We start from the raw sequence: 15927 nt of genomic DNA, 5'->3' as shown, positions 1-15927 counted from the left end.
TTGATTGGCGATGCGTTAGAAGCGCTGCACTTAGAAACGATAGTGCGAGAAGGCCTTGTTGGCTTCTGCCATGCGATGCACGTCTTCACGCTTCTTGACGGCCGAGCCCTTGCCTTCGGCGGCATCCAGCATCTCGCCGGCCAGACGCTGCACCATGGTCTTCTCGCCACGACGGCGGGCGGCATCCACCAGCCAGCGCATGGCCAGCGCCTGACGACGCGAGGGACGCACCTCGACCGGCACCTGATAGGTCGCACCGCCGACGCGGCGAGACTTGACCTCGACCATGGGCTGGATGGCTTCCAGCGCCTTGTCGAAGATCTCCAGCGGCTCTTCCTTGCTACGCTCGGCAACCCTGTCCAGCGCACCGTAGACGATGCGCTCAGCTACGGACTTCTTGCCGCTGATCATCAGATGGTTCATGAACTTCGCCAGGCGCTCGCTTCCGAACTTGGGATCCGGCAGGATCTCGCGCTTAGCCGCAACTCTTCTTCTAGGCATGATAAGCCCTCTGTAAAGGGTCCTTCAGGTAAACCCGAGACGACCGCCGACGGCGGTGCTCGACCTTACTCTTATCAGACCGATGCCATGTGTTCCGTAGGGTTGGCCTGGGCCACCCGATTTACGCCTTGGGCCGCTTGGTACCGTACTTGGAGCGACCCTGCTTGCGGTTCTGCACGCCGGAGGTGTCCAGGGCGCCACGCACGGTGTGATAACGCACACCGGGAAGGTCCTTGACACGGCCGCCGCGGATCAGGACCACGGAGTGCTCCTGCAGGTTGTGGCCCTCACCACCGATGTAGGAAGAGACCTCGAAACCGTTGGTGAGGCGCACACGGCAGACCTTACGCAGGGCCGAGTTCGGCTTCTTCGGGGTGGTGGTGTAGACGCGGGTGCAGACGCCGCGCTTCTGCGGGCAGGCCTGCAGCGCCGGCACGTCGCTCTTGCTGACGGGGCGCTTGCGCGGCTTGCGCACGAGCTGATTGATCGTTGCCATCTATTGCTCCAATGGGTTGCCTTGGCGGAAGCGAGGTAGCCGCTCGCTTTCCTGTACTACGCTGCCTTTCCAGCGGGCGCGGGCGCACCCACCCCACTGTTAAAGGCTGCGCATTCTAATGGCTGACGCGCCCGGCCGTCAAGCCTGGCGCCCTCCCCCGCGGGAGAACGCCAGGCCCGCGGCCCGCTGCGTCAGATCTCGTCGTCGTCCGAGTCGAGCGCGGTGAGCTGAGCGCCCAGTTCCTGCTCGACATCGAAGGCCGACGGGTGCAGCAGGCGGTCGGCGTCTTCACGCTTGCGCTTGCGCTCCGCGTGGTGGGTCAGGCCGGTACCGGCCGGGATCAGACGCCCCACCACCACGTTCTCCTTGAGGCCGCGCAGGTAGTCGCGCTTGCCGGTGACTGCCGCTTCGGTCAGCACCCGCGTGGTCTCCTGGAAGGAGGCCGCGGAGATGAACGACTCGGTGGCCAGGCTGGCCTTGGTGATACCCAGCAGCACCCGCTGGTACTTGGCCGGGAATTTCTCCGCCTTCTCGAGGAGGGCATTCTGCTCGAGCACCCGAACCAGTTCGACCTGGTCGCCCGGGATGAAGTCCGAATCCCCGGAATCGGTGATCTCCACCTTGCGCAGCATCTGACGCACGATCACTTCGATGTGCTTGTCGTTGATGCCCACGCCCTGGAGGCGATAGACGTCCTGGATCTCGGCGGTGATGTACTTGGCCAGTTCCGCCACACCCAGCAGACGCAGGATGTCGTGGGGGTTGCTCGGCCCGTCGGAGATCACCTCGCCCTTCTCGACGCTCTCGCCCTCGAACACCGCGATCTGGCGCCACTTCGGGATCAGCATCTCGAACGGATCGCCGCCGCCTTCCGGGGTGATCGTCAGACGCCGCTTGCCCTTGGTCTCCTTGCCGAAGCTGATCACGCCGCTGATATCGGCGAGGATCGCCGGCTCCTTGGGCTTGCGCGCCTCGAACAGGTCGGCCACCCGCGGCAGACCCCCGGTGATGTCCTTGTTGCCGGACGCCTCCACCGGGATACGCGCGACGATCTCGCCGACGCCGATCTTCGAGCCGTTGTCGGCGGTGACGATCGCCTTGCCCGGCAGCAGGTACTGCACCGGGGTGTCGGAGCCGGTCACGGTCACCGGCTTGCCGGCCTCGTCGGACAGCAGGATCATCGGACGCTTGTCGCGGCCGGTCAGGGGGCGGGCGGCAGCCTCGATCACCTCGATGGAGGAGAGGCCGGTCATCTCGTCCACGCTACGGTGGATGGTCAGGCCCTCGTCCATGTCCGCATACTGCACGGTACCCTCGGCCTCGGCGACGATCGGGTGGGTGTGGGGATCCCACTTGGCCACGGCCTGGCCGGCCTCGACCGCCTCGCCGTCCTTGACGGAGAGCTCGGCACCGTAGGGCAGCTTGTAGTACTCGCGCTCGCGGCCATGATCGTCGGCCACCGCCAGGGCGCTGGAGCGGGAAACCACCACCAGCTTGCCGTCGGCGCGCTCGACGTACTTGATGTTGTGCAGGCGCACGCGGCCGCCGTGCTTGACCTGGACGCTGTCCACCGCCGAGGCGCGCGATGCCGCGCCGCCGATGTGGAAGGTCCGCATGGTCAGCTGGGTGCCCGGCTCACCGATCGACTGGGCGGCGATGACGCCCACCGCCTCGCCGATGTTGACCTGGTGGCCACGCGCCAGATCGCGGCCGTAGCAGGCCGAACAGACGCCGTGGGCGGTCTCGCAGCTGATCGCGCTGCGCACCACGATCTCGTCGACGCCCATGGTGTCGAGCTCGGCACACCAGGCCTCGTCGAGCAGGGTGCCGCGGGGGATCAGCACGTCGTCGGTGGCCGGGTCGATGACGTCCTGGGCGACCACGCGACCCAGCACGCGCTGGGCCAGGGAGACGATGATGTCGCCGCCCTCGATGACCGGGTGCAGGGTCAGGCCGTGCTCGGTGCCACAATCCGACTCGGTGATCACCATGTCCTGGGCCACGTCGACCAGGCGACGGGTCAGGTAACCGGAGTTGGCGGTCTTGAGCGCCGTGTCCGCCAGGCCCTTCCGCGCGCCGTGGGTCGAGATGAAGTACTGGAGGACGTTCAGGCCCTCACGGAAGTTGGCGACGATCGGGGTCTCGATGATCGAGCCGTCCGGCTTGGCCATCAGGCCGCGCATGCCCGCCAACTGACGGATCTGGGCGGCACTACCCCGGGCACCGGAGTCGGCCATGATGAACACGCTGTTGAACGAGTCCTGTTCGACCTCGTTACCGTCGCGATCGGTGACGGTCTCCTTGGAGATCCCCGCCATCATCGCCTTGGCCACCTTGTCGTTGGCCTTGGACCAGATGTCGATCACCTTGTTGTACTTCTCGCCGGCGGTGACGAGACCCGAGGAGAACTGATCCTCGATCTCCTTCACCTCGTCCTCGGCCGCGTCGATGATCTCGGCCTTGGCCTCGGGGATGACGAAGTCGTTGACGCCGATCGAGGCGCCGGACCAGGTCGCCAGGCGGAAGCCGGTGTACATCAGCTGGTCGGCGAAGATCACCGTCGGCTTGAGGCCGGCGCGACGGTACACCTCGTTGAGCAGCTTCGAGATGGCCTTCTTCTTCATCGGCTGGTCGACCAGCTCGAAGGGCACCCCCTTGGGGAGGATGCGGAACAGCAGCGCACGCCCCACGGTGGTGTCGAAGATGGTCTGCTTCTTGACCAGTTCGCCGTCCTCTTCCTCGGGCAGGTACTCGGTCAGGCGCACCTTGACCCGGGCATGCAGCTCGACGCTCTGGGTGCCGAAGGCGCGCTCGACCTCGTTGAGGTTGGCGAACACCATGCCCTCGCCCTTGGCGTTAATCCGCTCGCGGGTCATGTAATAGAGGCCCAGCACCACGTCCTGGGACGGCACGATGATCGGCTCGCCGTTGGCCGGTGACAGCACGTTGTTGGTGGCCATCATCAGCGCCCGGGCCTCGAGCTGGGCTTCCAGGGTCAGCGGCACGTGCACCGCCATCTGGTCACCGTCGAAGTCGGCGTTGTAGGCGGCACACACCAGCGGGTGCAGCTGGATCGCCTTGCCCTCGATCAGCAGCGGCTCGAAGGCCTGGATGCCCAGGCGGTGCAGGGTCGGGGCGCGGTTGAGCAGCACCGGGTGCTCGCGGATGACATCGGCGAGGATGTCCCACACCTCGGGCAGCTCGCGCTCGACCATCTTCTTGGCGGCCTTGATGGTCGACGCATGCCCCAGGGTCTGCAGCTTGGAGTAGATGAACGGCTTGAACAGCTCCAGCGCCATCTTCTTGGGCAGGCCGCACTGGTGCAGGCGCAGGGTCGGGCCCACGGTGATCACGCTGCGGCCGGAGTAGTCGACGCGCTTGCCCAGCAGGTTCTGGCGGAAACGCCCCTGCTTGCCCTTGATCATGTCGGCCAGGGACTTCAGCGGACGCTTGTTGGAGCCGGTGATGGCCCGGCCACGACGGCCGTTGTCCAGCAGGGCATCCACCGCCTCCTGCAGCATGCGCTTCTCGTTGCGCACGATGATGTCCGGCGCATTGAGGTCGAGCAGCCGCTTCAGGCGGTTGTTGCGGTTGATCACCCGGCGGTACAGGTCGTTGAGGTCGGAGGTCGCGAAGCGGCCGCCGTCCAGCGGGACCAGCGGACGCAGGTCCGGCGGCAGCACCGGCAGCACCTCCATGACCATCCACGCCGGCGCATTGCCGGAGTTGTAGAAGGCCTCCAGCAGCTTGAGCCGCTTGGAGAGCTTCTTGATCTTGGTCTCGGAGTTGGTCTGGGGGATCTCCTCGCGCAGGCGGTCGATCTCCTCCTCGAGGTCGATGTCCTTGAGCAGCGCCTGGACCGCCTCGGCGCCCATGCGGGCGTCGAAGTCGTCACCGAACTCCTCGAGGGCCTCGAAGTACTGCTCGTCGTTGAGCAGCTGACCGCGCTCGAGGGTGGTCATGCCCGGGTCGATGACCACGAAGCTCTCGAAGTAGAGCACCCGCTCGATGTCGCGCAGGGTCATGTCCAGGAACATGCCGATGCGCGACGGCAGCGACTTGAGGAACCAGATATGGGCGACCGGCGAGGCGAGCTCGATATGGCCCATGCGCTCGCGGCGCACCGCGGCCTTGGTGACCTCGACGCCGCACTTCTCGCAGATGATGCCGCGGTGCTTCATGCGCTTGTACTTGCCGCACAGGCACTCGTAGTCCTTCACCGGGCCGAAGATCTTGGCGCAGAACAGGCCGTCACGCTCCGGCTTGAAGGTGCGGTAGTTGATGGTCTCGGGCTTCTTCACCTCGCCGAATGACCAGGAGCGAATCATGTCCGGCGACGCGAGCGTGATCTTGATCGCGTCGAACTCGTCGGACTGAGACTGCGATTTGAGGACTTTCACCAAATCTTTCATGGGGTCGGCTCCGCTGCGGAGTTGTCATGGGCGGGGGCGTTGCCACCCCCGCGGACCGTCATTCTGTGAAGCGTCGGCCGCCTCAGCTCTCGAGCTCGATGTCGATGCCCAGCGAGCGGATCTCCTTCACCAGCACGTTGAAGGATTCCGGCATGCCCGCCTGCATGGTGTGATCGCCGTCCACGATGCTCTTGTACATCTTGGTGCGCCCCTCCACGTCGTCGGACTTGACGGTGAGCATCTCCTGGAGGGTGTAGGCCGCGCCGTAGGCTTCCAGGGCCCAGACCTCCATCTCGCCGAAACGCTGCCCGCCGAACTGCGCCTTGCCGCCCAGCGGCTGCTGGGTGACCAGCGAGTAGGAGCCGGTCGAGCGCGCATGCATCTTGTCGTCCACCAGGTGGTTGAGCTTCAGCATGTACATGTAGCCGACGGTCACCGGACGGTCGAAGGCGTCACCGGTGCGGCCGTCGTAGAGGGCCATCTGGCCGGAGTCCGGCAGGTCGGCGAGCTTGAGCAGGTGCTTGATCTCGCTCTCCTTGGCGCCGTCGAACACCGGCGAGGCCATCGGCACGCCCGCCTGGAGGTTCTTCGCCAGGGCGATCACCTCGTCGTCGGACAGCGAGTCGAGATCCTCGATGCGGGTCCCCTCGGTGTTGTAGACCTGCCCCAGGAAGTCGCGGAGCTGACCGACCTGCTGGTCGCGGGCCTCGCGCAACATGCCCTCGATCTTCACCCCGAGGCCGCGGGCCGCCAGGCCCAGGTGGGTCTCGAGGATCTGACCGACGTTCATCCGCGACGGCACGCCCAGCGGGTTGAGCACCACGTCGACCGGCTCGCCATTGTCGTCGAAGGGCATGTCCTCGATCGGCATGATCGCCGAGATGACGCCCTTGTTACCGTGACGACCGGCCATCTTGTCGCCCGGCTGGATGCGACGCTTGACCGCCATGTAGACCTTGACGATCTTCAGCACGCCCGGTGCGAGGTCGTCGCCCTGGGTCAGCTTGCGCTTCTTGTCCTCGAAGCGCTCGTCCATCTCGCGGCGACGGTTCTCGAGCTGCTCGTCGGCCTGGGCCAGCAACTCGTTGAGCGCCTCGTCCTGCAGGCGCAGCTTGAACCACTGCTGCCGCGGCAGCTCCTCGAGGTAGTCGTCGGAGAGGATGTCACCCTTCGTCAGCCGGGGACCGCCGTGGACCGCTTGCCCCGAGAGGGTGCGCTTGAGACGCTCGAAGGTGGCGTCCTCGGCGATGCGGTAGGTCTCCTGCAGGTCCTTGCGCACCTCGTCGAGCTGCATCTGCTCGATGGAGAGTGCCCGGGAGTCCTTCTCCACGCCGTCACGGGTGAACACCTGGACGTCGATGACGGTACCGCGCATGCCGGTCGGGGCACGCAGCGAGGTGTCCTTCACGTCCGAGGCCTTCTCGCCGAAGATCGCCCGCAGCAGCTTCTCCTCCGGGGTCAGCTGGGTCTCGCCCTTGGGCGTCACCTTGCCGACCAGGATGTCGCCCGGCCCGACCTCGGCACCGATGTAGACCACCCCGGCCTCGTCGAGCTTGGCCAGCGCCGACTCACCGACGTTGGGGATATCGGAGGTGATCTCCTCCGGCCCCAGCTTGGTGTCGCGCGACACACAGGTCAGTTCCTGGATATGGATGGTGGTGAAGCGGTCTTCCTGGACGACCCGCTCGGAGAGCAGGATGGAGTCCTCGAAGTTGTAGCCGTTCCAGGGCATGAAGGCGATGCGCATGTTCTGGCCCAGCGCCAGGTCGCCCATGTCGACGGACGGGCCGTCGGCCAGGATGTCGCCACGCGCCACCTCGTCGCCGGGGCGCACGATGGGCCGCTGGTTCATGCAGGTGTTCTGGTTGGAACGCACGTACTTGGTGAGGTTGTAGATGTCGACGCCGGCCTCGCCGCCGATGATCTCGTCCTCGTTGATGCGCACCACGATACGCTTGGCATCGACCGAGTCGATCACCCCGCCACGACGCGCCACGGCGCAGACCCCGGAGTCGCGGGCCACGAAACGCTCCATGCCGGTGCCGACGAGCGGCTTCTCGGCGCGCAGCGTCGGCACCGCCTGACGCTGCATGTTCGAGCCCATCAGGGCGCGGTTGGCGTCGTCGTGCTCGAGGAACGGGATCAGCGCCGCCGCCACCGAGACTACCTGACGCGGGGAGACGTCCATCAGGGTGACCTGCTCGGGGCGCATGAAGGTGGTCTCGCCCTTGTGGCGCACCTGCACCAGGTCGTCGACCAGCTTGCCCGACTCGTCGACGGTGGCCGAGGCCTGGGCGATGATGAAGTCGCCCTCCTCGATCGCCGAGAGGTGCACCACCTCGTCGGTCACCTGACGGTCGACCACCTTGCGGTACGGCGTCTCGAGGAAGCCGTAGCTGTTGGTGTGGCTGTAGGTGGCCAGCGAGTTGATCAGGCCGATGTTCGGCCCTTCCGGGGTCTCGATCGGGCACAGCCGGCCGTAGTGGGTGGCGTGGACGTCACGCACCTCGAAGCCGGCCCGCTCGCGGGTCAGGCCGCCCGGACCGAGCGCCGAGACGCGGCGCTTGTGGGTGACCTCGGAGAGCGGGTTGTTCTGGTCCATGAACTGGGAGAGCTGGCTGGAGCCGAAGAACTCCTTGACCGCCGCGGCGACGGGCTTGGCGTTGATCAGGTCCTGGGGCATCAGGCCCTCGCTCTCGGCCATGGAGAGACGCTCCTTGACCGCACGCTCGACCCGCACCAGTCCCACGCGGAACTGGTTCTCGGCCATCTCGCCGACGCAGCGGATACGACGATTGCCCAGGTGATCGATATCGTCGACTTCGCCGAAGCCGTTACGGATGTTGATCAGCTCCTTGAGCACGTCGAGGATGTCGCGCTGGTCGAGTACGCCGGAGCCGGTATCGGCGTCACGGCGCAGGCGACGGTTGAACTTCATGCGACCGACGCCGGAGAGGTCGTAGCGATCCTCGGTGAAGAACAGGTTGTGGAACAGGGTCTCGGCGGCCTCCTTGGTGGGCGGCTCGCCGGGACGCATCATGCGATAGATCTCGACCAGCGCCTCGAGCTGGGACCCGGTGGTGTCCAGCTTGAGGGTGTCGGAGACGAAGGGACCACAGTCGAGATCGTTGGTGTAGAGCGTCTCGAGGGTGGTGATGCCGGCCTGGCCCAGCTTCTCCAGCAGCTCCGGAGTGATCTCGCTGTTGCACTCGCAGATCAGCTCACCGGTGTTCGGGTCGACCTGGTCACGGGCCAGGGTCTTGCCGAACAGGTACTCCATCGGCACTTCGAGGCGCTCGAGGCCGGCCTTCTCCAGCTGACGAATGTGCTTCTGGGTGATGCGACGGCCTTCCTCGACGATCAGGTTGCCCTCGCCGTCCTTGATGTCGAAGGTCGCGGTCTCGCCGCGCAGGCGCGACGGCACCAGCTCCACGGAGAAGCCCGACTTCTCGATGTGGAAGGTGCTGGTCTCGAAGAACTCGTCGAGGATCTCCTCGGCGCTCATGCCCAGCGCACGCATCAACACCGTCGCCGGCAGCTTGCGGCGACGGTCGATGCGCACGAAGACGCTGTCCTTCGGGTCGAACTCGAAGTCCAGCCAGGAGCCGCGGTAGGGGATCACCCGGGCGGAATAGAGCAGCTTGCCGGAGGAGTGGCTCTTGCCCTTGTCATGGTCGAAGAACACGCCGGGCGAACGATGCAGCTGGGAGACGATGACCCGCTCGGTGCCGTTGACGACGAAGGTGCCGTTCTCGGTCATCAGGGGGATCTCCCCCATGTAGACTTCCTGCTCCTTGATGTCCTTGATCGCCTTGTTCGACGACTCCTTGTCGTAGATGATCAGGCGAACCTTGACACGCAGCGGAGCCGAATAGGTGACGCCACGCAGCTGGCACTCCTTGACGTCGAAGGCCGGAGTGCCGAAACGGTAGCTGACGTACTCCAGGGCGGCATTGCCGGAGAAGCTCTCGATCGGGAACACGGACTTGAAGGCCGCATGCAGACCGATCTCGAGGCGCTCCTCGGGCGAGCGGTCCTGCTGGAGAAAGTCGTAGTAGGAATCAAGCTGGATGGCCAGCAGGTAGGGCACATCCATCACTTGGGGCAGTTTGCCGAAATCCTTGCGGATGCGTTTTTTCTCAGTGTATGAGTAAGCCATCTGTATTCCCCAGCTTGTTCACCATGGGTGACCGATGCGTGGTCGGCGCCACCCGACGGGAGCGGCTCCGTCAGGCGATGAAGGCAAGCACCACGTCGGGTTGCTCGCCTTCGGAATTCGGCTGGCGGCTCTGCTCATGCAGAGGCCAGTGACAACAGAAAAAGGCCGGCAGCGGGTGTCCCGCCACCAGCCGTGGAAGCTTACGCAGCGCGTAAAGCCATGGGCACAAGGATTACTTGAGCTCCACGCTCGCGCCGGCCTCTTCCAGTTTGGCCTTGGCCGCTTCGGCCTCGTCCTTGGACAGCGCTTCCTTGATGGTCGCCGGCGCGCCGTCGACGGCACCCTTGGCTTCCTTCAGGCCCAGGCCGGTGATCTCGCGGACGACCTTGATCACGTTGACCTTCTTCTCGCCGGCAGCGGTCAGCACCAGGTCGAATTCGGTCTGCTCTTCGACGGCGGCTTCGCCACCGGCAGCCGGGCCGGCCACGACGGCGGCAGCGGCAGAGACGCCGAACTTCTCTTCCATGGCTTCGATCAGCTCGACGACTTCCATGACGGACATGTCGGCGACGGCGTTGATGATGTCTTCTTTGGTCAGTGCCATTTTCAGATTCCTAACTTTGCGGGAGCTTCGGTAGGCCGATAGCTCGAGGATTCAATGTTCGATTCGGGCGGCGCAGCAGAGTTCGCCGATCAGGCGGCGGCTTCCTGCTTCTGGTCGCGCAGCGCGGCGAGGGTACGGACCAGCTTGCCGGCAGAAGCTTCCTTCATGACGGACATCAGCTGGGCGATCGCCTCATCGTAGGTCGGCAGAGTCGCCAGACGGTCGATGTCGGTCGCCGGGATCAGCTCGCCCTCGTAGGCCAGCGCCTTGACTTCGAAGTTCTGATCCTGCTTGGCGAACTCCTTGAACAGGCGGGCGGCGGCGCCCGGGTGCTCGGTGGAGAAGGCCAGCAGGGTCGGACCCACGAAGCTGTCGTTCAGGCATTCCCACTGGGTGCCTGACAGGGCGCGGCGTGCCAGGGTGTTGCGCACAACACGGATCTGCACGCCATTCTCGCGGGCCTGCTTGCGCAGACCGGTCATCTTCTCGACCGTGACGCCACGAGAATCGGCAACTACGACGGAGAGAGCGTCCTTGGCGGCTGCACTGACCTCGGCAACAATCGCCTTCTTGCCTTCGAGTGCTAGTGGCACAGTGATCACTCCTTCGTGCCGGAACCTCGAACGAGGACTCCGGTGGTTACCATCTCTCCCGCCCCGGCGCGCGAGCACCGGGGCGGAAGTCCTGGGTGATGGTGCTCACCAGGTGTCTGGCGGCACACCATCTGCGCAGGCCTTCCCGAGGGAAGATTAAGCCGCCCTTCTCGATAAAGGGCGGCGCCTGCGGTCTTTGACGGTGCCCCGCCGGCACGTTCTGCAACCATGCACGGGGACCGCAAAGTTCTTGCCTGTTGCCGTCGAACCGCCGCTCAGACCAGCGCGGAGTGATCGACGGTGATGCCCGGGCCCATGGTGGTGGACAGGGTCACCTTCTTGAAATAGATACCCTTGGAAGAGCTCGGCTTGAGCCGCTTCAGGTCGGCGACCAGCGCTTCCAGGTTGCCCTGGATGGCGGTGGCATCGAAGTCGACCTTGCCAAGGGTGGTATGGATGATGCCGTTCTTGTCGGTACGGAAGCGCACCTGACCGGCCTTGGCGTTCTTCACCGCGGTGGCGACGTCCGGGGTCACGGTGCCGACCTTGGGGTTCGGCATCAGGCCGCGCGGACCGAGGATCTGGCCCAACTGGCCGACCACCCGCATGGCGTCCGGCGAGGCGATGACCACGTCGAAGTCGAGCTGGCCCTTCTTCACCTGCTCGGCCAGATCGTCCATGCCGACGATATCGGCACCGGCTTCCTTGGCGGCATCGGCGTTGGCACCCTGGGTGAAGACGGCGACACGCACGTCCTTGCCGGTACCATTGGGCATGACGGTGGCGCCACGCACGACCTGGTCGGACTTGCGCGGATCGACGCCCAGGTTGATGGCGACGTCCAGGGACTCCTTGAACTTGACGGTGGACAGCTCAGCGAGCAGCGCCACGGCTTCCTCGAGGGAGTACACCTTGGCGGTATCGACCTTTTCCTGGATCAGCTTGGCGCGCTTGGTCAGTTTAGCCATGATCAGAGACCCTCCACGTTCAGGCCCATGCTACGGGCACTACCGGCAATGGTGCGCACCGCGGCATCGAGATCGGCAGCCGTCAGGTCCGGCTCCTTGGTCTTGGCGATCTCCTCGAGCTGCTCACGGGTCACGGTACCGACCTTCTTCTTGTTCGGCTCACCGGAGCCGGACTTGATGCCAGCGGCCTTCTTCAGCAGGACCGCGGCGGGCGGGGTCTTGGTGACGAAGGTGAAGCTGCGGTCGGAGTAGACGGTGATGACCACGGGAGTCGGCAGACCCGGCTCGATGTCCTGGGTGGCCGCGTTGAAGGCCTTGCAGAACTCCATGATGTTGACACCGTGCTGACCCAGCGCGGGGCCCACGGGGGGACTCGGGTTGGCTTTGCCAGCTGCGACCTGCAGCTTGATGTAAGCCTGTACTTTCTTGGCCATGTTGGACTCCAGTTGGGTAGTAGCGCCTTGCGGCTCCCCGGGTTACGCGGCCGGCCTGGCGACCGCATCGCAAACGTCAGGCCGAGAGGCTATTCCTTCTCGACCTGCGCGAATTCCAGTTCGACAGGGGTCGAGCGACCGAAGATCAGCACGCTGACCTGCAGGCGACTCTTGTCGTAGTTGACCTCTTCCACCACCCCATTGAAGTCGGCGAAGGGCCCATCGACCACGCGCACGGACTGCCCCGGCTCGAACAGGGTCTTGGGGCGCGGCTTGTCGGTACCGTCCTTCACCCGGCGCAGGATGGCATCGGCCTCCTTCTGGGTGATCGGCGCAGGCTTCTCCTTGGTGCCACCGATGAACCCCATGACGCGCGGGGTCTCGTTGACCAGGTGCCAGGTCTCGTCGTCCATCTCCATCTCGACCAGCACGTAGCCGGGATAGAACTTGCGCTCGCTCTTGCGGCGCTTGCCATCACGCATCTCGACGACTTCTTCGGTGGGCACCAGGATCTCGCCGAAGCGATCCTCCATGCCATGCATCTTCACGCGCTCGATCAGCGAGCGCATGACATGCTTCTCGAAGCCGGAGTAGGCGTGCACGACGTACCAACGCTTGGACATGGAAACTCCTAACCAATGACGCCGGACATCGCCCAGCCAAGAAGGGTGTCGATCAGCCACAGCATCAGACCGACCACCAGCACGGCCACCAGCACGATACCCGTGGTCTGCACGGTCTCGGGGCGCGTCGGCCACACTACACGCTGGATCTCCTTCTTCGCGCTCATGGCCAGCTCGGTGAGCTCGCGCCCCCGGGTCGTGGTCAGGGCAACCAGCGCCGCCACGATGCTCAGGGCGACGACGCCCAGCACGCGATAGAGGAGCGCCAGTTCGGCGAAGTAGGTATTGCCGACAACGGCCAGGACCAGCAGAGTGACGACAACCGTCCACTTGAGCCCGTCGTGGCGCGACTCCTGCACCTCGGCGCTATGCTTCATGAAAACGAGACTCCTCAGGGCGCGGCAATCGAAACATGAAAGTATATAAAATAACGCCAGCCTGGGGAAGACTGGCAGGCCAGGAGGGAATCGAACCCCCAACCTGCGGTTTTGGAGACCGCTGCTCTGCCAATTGAGCTACTGGCCTGTATCTGCTCCGCAACCACCCTTTGCGAGCGGCCTGCACTACAGCGGGCGCCATGATAGCGAAAGCCGCTTCACCTGGCAACCCCTTCCCTGCACAGCATGGACTCGGGAAGAAAGAGAAAAGGCGAGCCTGGGCTCGCCTTTTCGATATGGAGCTCATGGACGGATTTGAACCGTCGACCTCACCCTTACCAAGGGTGTGCTCTACCCCTGAGCTACATGAGCGCAACCTCGCGACATCACACCATCGATGTCTGGAGCGGGCAGCGGGGATCGAACCCGCATCATCAGCTTGGAAGGCTGAGGTTCTACCATTGAACTATGCCCGCCTACCCACTCTTGCTGCCACCACCCGACCAAGCCCGGTGTCGGCGAATTCTGGTGGAGGGGGAAGGATTCGAACCTTCGAAGCTTTCGCGGCAGATTTACAGTCTGCTCCCTTTGGCCACTCGGGAACCCCTCCAACTGGCGGCACATCCTACCACCTTCACGCCCGATGTCAAGTGACTGTTTTCTCAGTTATCTTGACCGAGGAAGCTGGCCTTTCGGCACCCCCTCTTCGCTTCGGAACGCGGCGCATTGTGTCAAAGCAGCATCGAGAATGCAAGCCCGGCACGTATCTTTTCCAGGGAGACCGGCGACGGCACGCGCGGCGCCCCGGACATCCTACCCGCCCTCTCGGCGGCGGTCAGCGGAAAACAGGCCTCGAGCCCGGCATAGACCATATCCGGCCAGACCGCATGGGGCACCTGGATGCCCCGCGAGATCACCCGCGCATCCCCTCCGGTGAGCAGCATCGGCAGGGGCACGCCTTCCCGGTCGCATACCTCGCTGTAGATACGATTCACCGCACTGACCGCCGCCATGTAGATACCATGGTTGACCGCCTCCACGGTGCGCGTACCGGGCCCCAGCAGCTCCTCGGCCTCGCTGTCCGGGTCGATCGCCACGTTGCGGGTACCGAGCTTCAGGCTCTCCTTCATCAGGCGCAGCCCGGGGAGAATGTAGCCCCCGAGGTGTCGCCCCCCCGGCAGCACGAAGTCGACGGTGATGGCACTGCCACAGTCGACGCTGCAGCACCCACCGGCCAGTTGGTAGCAGGCCAGGGTGCCCATCCAGCGATCCACGCCCAGTCGACCCGGCTCCTCATAGCCGTTGGTGACGCCCAGGGCCTCGGGAGTGGAACGCGCCACATGGACCGCTCCGACCCGGCGATGCAGCAGTGACACGGTCTCCTCGAGCACCGCCCTGCGCGCCACGCTGGAGATGCGCACCGCCTCCACCACATCCAGGTCTGGAATGTCCGAGCCGGGGCGCCACTCCTCGCGAGTCCAGACGGCGCCGCGCGAGCGGATCTCGCTGCTGTCGGCATCCTTGAGCCGCCACTTGGACAGGGTATTGCCGATATCGAGATCCAGGATCATGGGCGACCACGCACGCTGACTTCCCCTCCCGCCAGACGCCGGCGCTGCTGCCCCTGCAGGACCCAGAGGTTGCCGGCCTCGTCCACCCCTTCGGCGATGGCCGGTTCGCGCTCACCGCCACGCAGGATATCCACCTCTTGGCCGACGAAGGCGTGGCGAGCATTCCACTCCCCCTGCCAAGCTGCGAAGCCCTGCTGCTCGAAGCTCGCCATCAGCGGCAGCAAGCCCTCGAGCAGCTCCACTGCCAGCGCATTGCGCGAGATGTCCGGCACCTGGTCACGCACTGCGGCCACCGGCTGGTCGATACCGGCACGGAAGTCGGCCGGAAGGTCGACATTGATGCCCATGCCCACTACCACCTCGCAGGGGCCAGCCGCATCGCCACTGATCTCCACCAGGATGCCGGCCAGCTTGCCGAGCTCGCCCTGTGGCGACTCCAGCAACACATCGTTGGGCCATTTCAGCCGCGGTCTCGCCCCGCGGCTTTCCAGCACCTTCGCCAGCACCACGCCGATGGCGAGGCTCAGCCCCTCCAGTGCCGCCACGCCCGACTCGAAACGCCACCCCAGGGACAGCATCAGCGTCCGGCCCCAGGGCGTCGTCCAGGCGCGCCCGCGACGCCCGCGGCCCTCACTCTGCTGCTCCACCAGGCAGACTTCACCATGACCGGCCCCCTGCTCGAAGCGTTCGCGGATGAAGCCGTTACTGGAGGGCAGCGTCTCCTCGACGAACAGGCGCGTCAGGTGCTGTCGCGCTACCCGCGACAGCCCCGCCACGATCTCGCCACCATCGAGTAGCTCCATCGGCTCAGCCAGACGGTAGCCCTGCCCCTTCACCGCCTCCATGGCGATCCCCAGCGCTTCCAGCTTCCGCAACTGCTTCCATACGGCCGCCCGCGACACACCCAGGCGCTCGCCCAGCTGCTCACCAGAATGGAACTCGCCATCGCTCAGCAGGCGTATCAGGTCACCGATGGTCATGCTTCATGCCCCTGGCGGGAAAAGGCACATTCTAGCGGAACTCTCGCCCCCCCGAAATCCATCGCGCAGGAATGAAAAAACCCCGAGCTCTTTCGAACTCGGGGTTTTCTCGATATAGATGCCTGACGATGACCTACTCTCGCATGGGGAGACCCCACACTACCATCGGCGCTGAGCGGTTTCACTACTGAGTTCGGCATGGGATCAGG

Annotated in this window: 12 protein-coding genes, 4 tRNA genes and 1 rRNA gene; all 17 read right to left on the bottom strand. The window is 65.0% G+C overall.

What is annotated here, in order from left to right; all coding sequences use genetic code 11:
• Positions 1 to 30: 30 nt before the first annotated feature.
• On the bottom strand, positions 31 to 501 hold the full coding sequence (gene rpsG / locus QLQ85_RS01470) for a 30S ribosomal protein S7 (RefSeq protein WP_282737395.1): 471 nt from the start codon (positions 499 to 501) through the stop codon (positions 31 to 33).
• A 121-nt stretch (positions 502 to 622) separates the two neighbouring features.
• Positions 623 to 997: a 30S ribosomal protein S12 gene (rpsL, locus tag QLQ85_RS01465; RefSeq protein ID WP_102626761.1), complete on the bottom strand. Its 375-nt coding sequence runs from the start codon at positions 995 to 997 to the stop codon at positions 623 to 625.
• A 191-nt stretch (positions 998 to 1188) separates the two neighbouring features.
• Positions 1189 to 5409 carry a DNA-directed RNA polymerase subunit beta' gene (gene rpoC, locus QLQ85_RS01460; RefSeq protein ID WP_282720214.1) on the bottom strand — a complete coding sequence of 1407 codons (4221 nt, stop codon included), beginning with the start codon at positions 5407 to 5409 and terminating at the stop codon, positions 1189 to 1191.
• An 82-nt stretch (positions 5410 to 5491) separates the two neighbouring features.
• Positions 5492 to 9568, bottom strand: coding sequence for a DNA-directed RNA polymerase subunit beta (gene rpoB, locus QLQ85_RS01455; RefSeq protein WP_282737394.1), 4077 nt, complete (start codon positions 9566 to 9568; stop codon positions 5492 to 5494).
• A 232-nt stretch (positions 9569 to 9800) separates the two neighbouring features.
• Positions 9801 to 10172: a 50S ribosomal protein L7/L12 gene (rplL, locus tag QLQ85_RS01450; protein ID WP_282720216.1), complete on the bottom strand. Its 372-nt coding sequence runs from the start codon at positions 10170 to 10172 to the stop codon at positions 9801 to 9803.
• Positions 10173 to 10261: 89 nt separating this feature from the next.
• Positions 10262 to 10765: a 50S ribosomal protein L10 gene (gene rplJ / locus QLQ85_RS01445; RefSeq protein ID WP_282720217.1), complete on the bottom strand. Its 504-nt coding sequence runs from the start codon at positions 10763 to 10765 to the stop codon at positions 10262 to 10264.
• Positions 10766 to 11040: 275 nt separating this feature from the next.
• A complete protein-coding gene (gene rplA, locus QLQ85_RS01440; protein WP_282737393.1) occupies positions 11041 to 11733 on the bottom strand; it encodes a 50S ribosomal protein L1 in 693 nt (230 codons plus the stop codon).
• Positions 11734 to 11735: 2 nt separating this feature from the next.
• On the bottom strand, positions 11736 to 12167 hold the full coding sequence (rplK, locus tag QLQ85_RS01435) for a 50S ribosomal protein L11 (RefSeq protein WP_102626767.1): 432 nt from the start codon (positions 12165 to 12167) through the stop codon (positions 11736 to 11738).
• A gap of 89 nt (positions 12168 to 12256) precedes the next feature.
• Entirely contained in the window at positions 12257 to 12790 is a 534-nt protein-coding gene (nusG, locus tag QLQ85_RS01430; RefSeq protein WP_282720219.1) for a transcription termination/antitermination protein NusG, read from the bottom strand.
• An 8-nt stretch (positions 12791 to 12798) separates the two neighbouring features.
• Positions 12799 to 13167, bottom strand: a complete 369-nt coding sequence (gene secE, locus QLQ85_RS01425) for a preprotein translocase subunit SecE (protein ID WP_282720220.1) — start codon at positions 13165 to 13167, stop codon at positions 12799 to 12801.
• A gap of 72 nt (positions 13168 to 13239) precedes the next feature.
• A tRNA-Trp gene (locus tag QLQ85_RS01420) sits at positions 13240 to 13315 on the bottom strand.
• A 149-nt stretch (positions 13316 to 13464) separates the two neighbouring features.
• Positions 13465 to 13539, bottom strand: a tRNA-Thr gene (locus QLQ85_RS01415).
• Positions 13540 to 13569: 30 nt separating this feature from the next.
• A tRNA-Gly gene (locus tag QLQ85_RS01410) sits at positions 13570 to 13643 on the bottom strand.
• Positions 13644 to 13693: 50 nt separating this feature from the next.
• Positions 13694 to 13777, bottom strand: a tRNA-Tyr gene (locus tag QLQ85_RS01405).
• A 121-nt stretch (positions 13778 to 13898) separates the two neighbouring features.
• Positions 13899 to 14738, bottom strand: coding sequence for a type III pantothenate kinase (locus QLQ85_RS01400; protein ID WP_282720221.1), 840 nt, complete (start codon positions 14736 to 14738; stop codon positions 13899 to 13901).
• Positions 14735 to 15718, bottom strand: coding sequence for a biotin--[acetyl-CoA-carboxylase] ligase (locus tag QLQ85_RS01395; protein WP_282737392.1), 984 nt, complete (start codon positions 15716 to 15718; stop codon positions 14735 to 14737). Before QLQ85_RS01395 ends, QLQ85_RS01400 begins: the two co-directional genes overlap by 4 nt.
• Before the next feature lie 120 nt (positions 15719 to 15838).
• Positions 15839 to 15927, bottom strand: a 5S ribosomal RNA gene (gene rrf / locus QLQ85_RS01390); the annotation flags it as partial.

Source organism: Halomonas kalidii (assembly GCF_030010475.1).
Taxonomy (GTDB): domain Bacteria; phylum Pseudomonadota; class Gammaproteobacteria; order Pseudomonadales; family Halomonadaceae; genus Halomonas; species Halomonas heilongjiangensis.
This window is presented reverse-complemented; position numbering and strand designations above follow the sequence as displayed.

Excerpts from the sequence above, each read along its gene's own strand:
- rpoC (WP_282720214.1), bottom strand. The coding sequence starts at position 5,409 with ATGAAAGATTTGGTGAAAGTCCTCAAATCGCAGTCTCAGTCCGACGAG.
- rpsG (WP_282737395.1), bottom strand. The coding sequence starts at position 501 with ATGCCTAGAAGAAGAGTTGCGGCTAAGCGCGAGATCCTGCCGGATCCC.
- rplK (WP_102626767.1), bottom strand. The coding sequence starts at position 12,167 with ATGGCCAAGAAAGTACAGGCTTACATCAAGCTGCAGGTCGCAGCTGGC.
- QLQ85_RS01395 (WP_282737392.1), bottom strand. The coding sequence starts at position 15,718 with ATGACCATCGGTGACCTGATACGCCTGCTGAGCGATGGCGAGTTCCAT.
- nusG (WP_282720219.1), bottom strand. The coding sequence starts at position 12,790 with ATGTCCAAGCGTTGGTACGTCGTGCACGCCTACTCCGGCTTCGAGAAG.
- QLQ85_RS01400 (WP_282720221.1), bottom strand. The coding sequence starts at position 14,738 with ATGATCCTGGATCTCGATATCGGCAATACCCTGTCCAAGTGGCGGCTC.
- rpsL (WP_102626761.1), bottom strand. The coding sequence starts at position 997 with ATGGCAACGATCAATCAGCTCGTGCGCAAGCCGCGCAAGCGCCCCGTC.
- rplA (WP_282737393.1), bottom strand. The coding sequence starts at position 11,733 with ATGGCTAAACTGACCAAGCGCGCCAAGCTGATCCAGGAAAAGGTCGAT.
- rplL (WP_282720216.1), bottom strand. The coding sequence starts at position 10,172 with ATGGCACTGACCAAAGAAGACATCATCAACGCCGTCGCCGACATGTCC.
- secE (WP_282720220.1), bottom strand. The coding sequence starts at position 13,167 with ATGAAGCATAGCGCCGAGGTGCAGGAGTCGCGCCACGACGGGCTCAAG.
- rpoB (WP_282737394.1), bottom strand. The coding sequence starts at position 9,568 with ATGGCTTACTCATACACTGAGAAAAAACGCATCCGCAAGGATTTCGGC.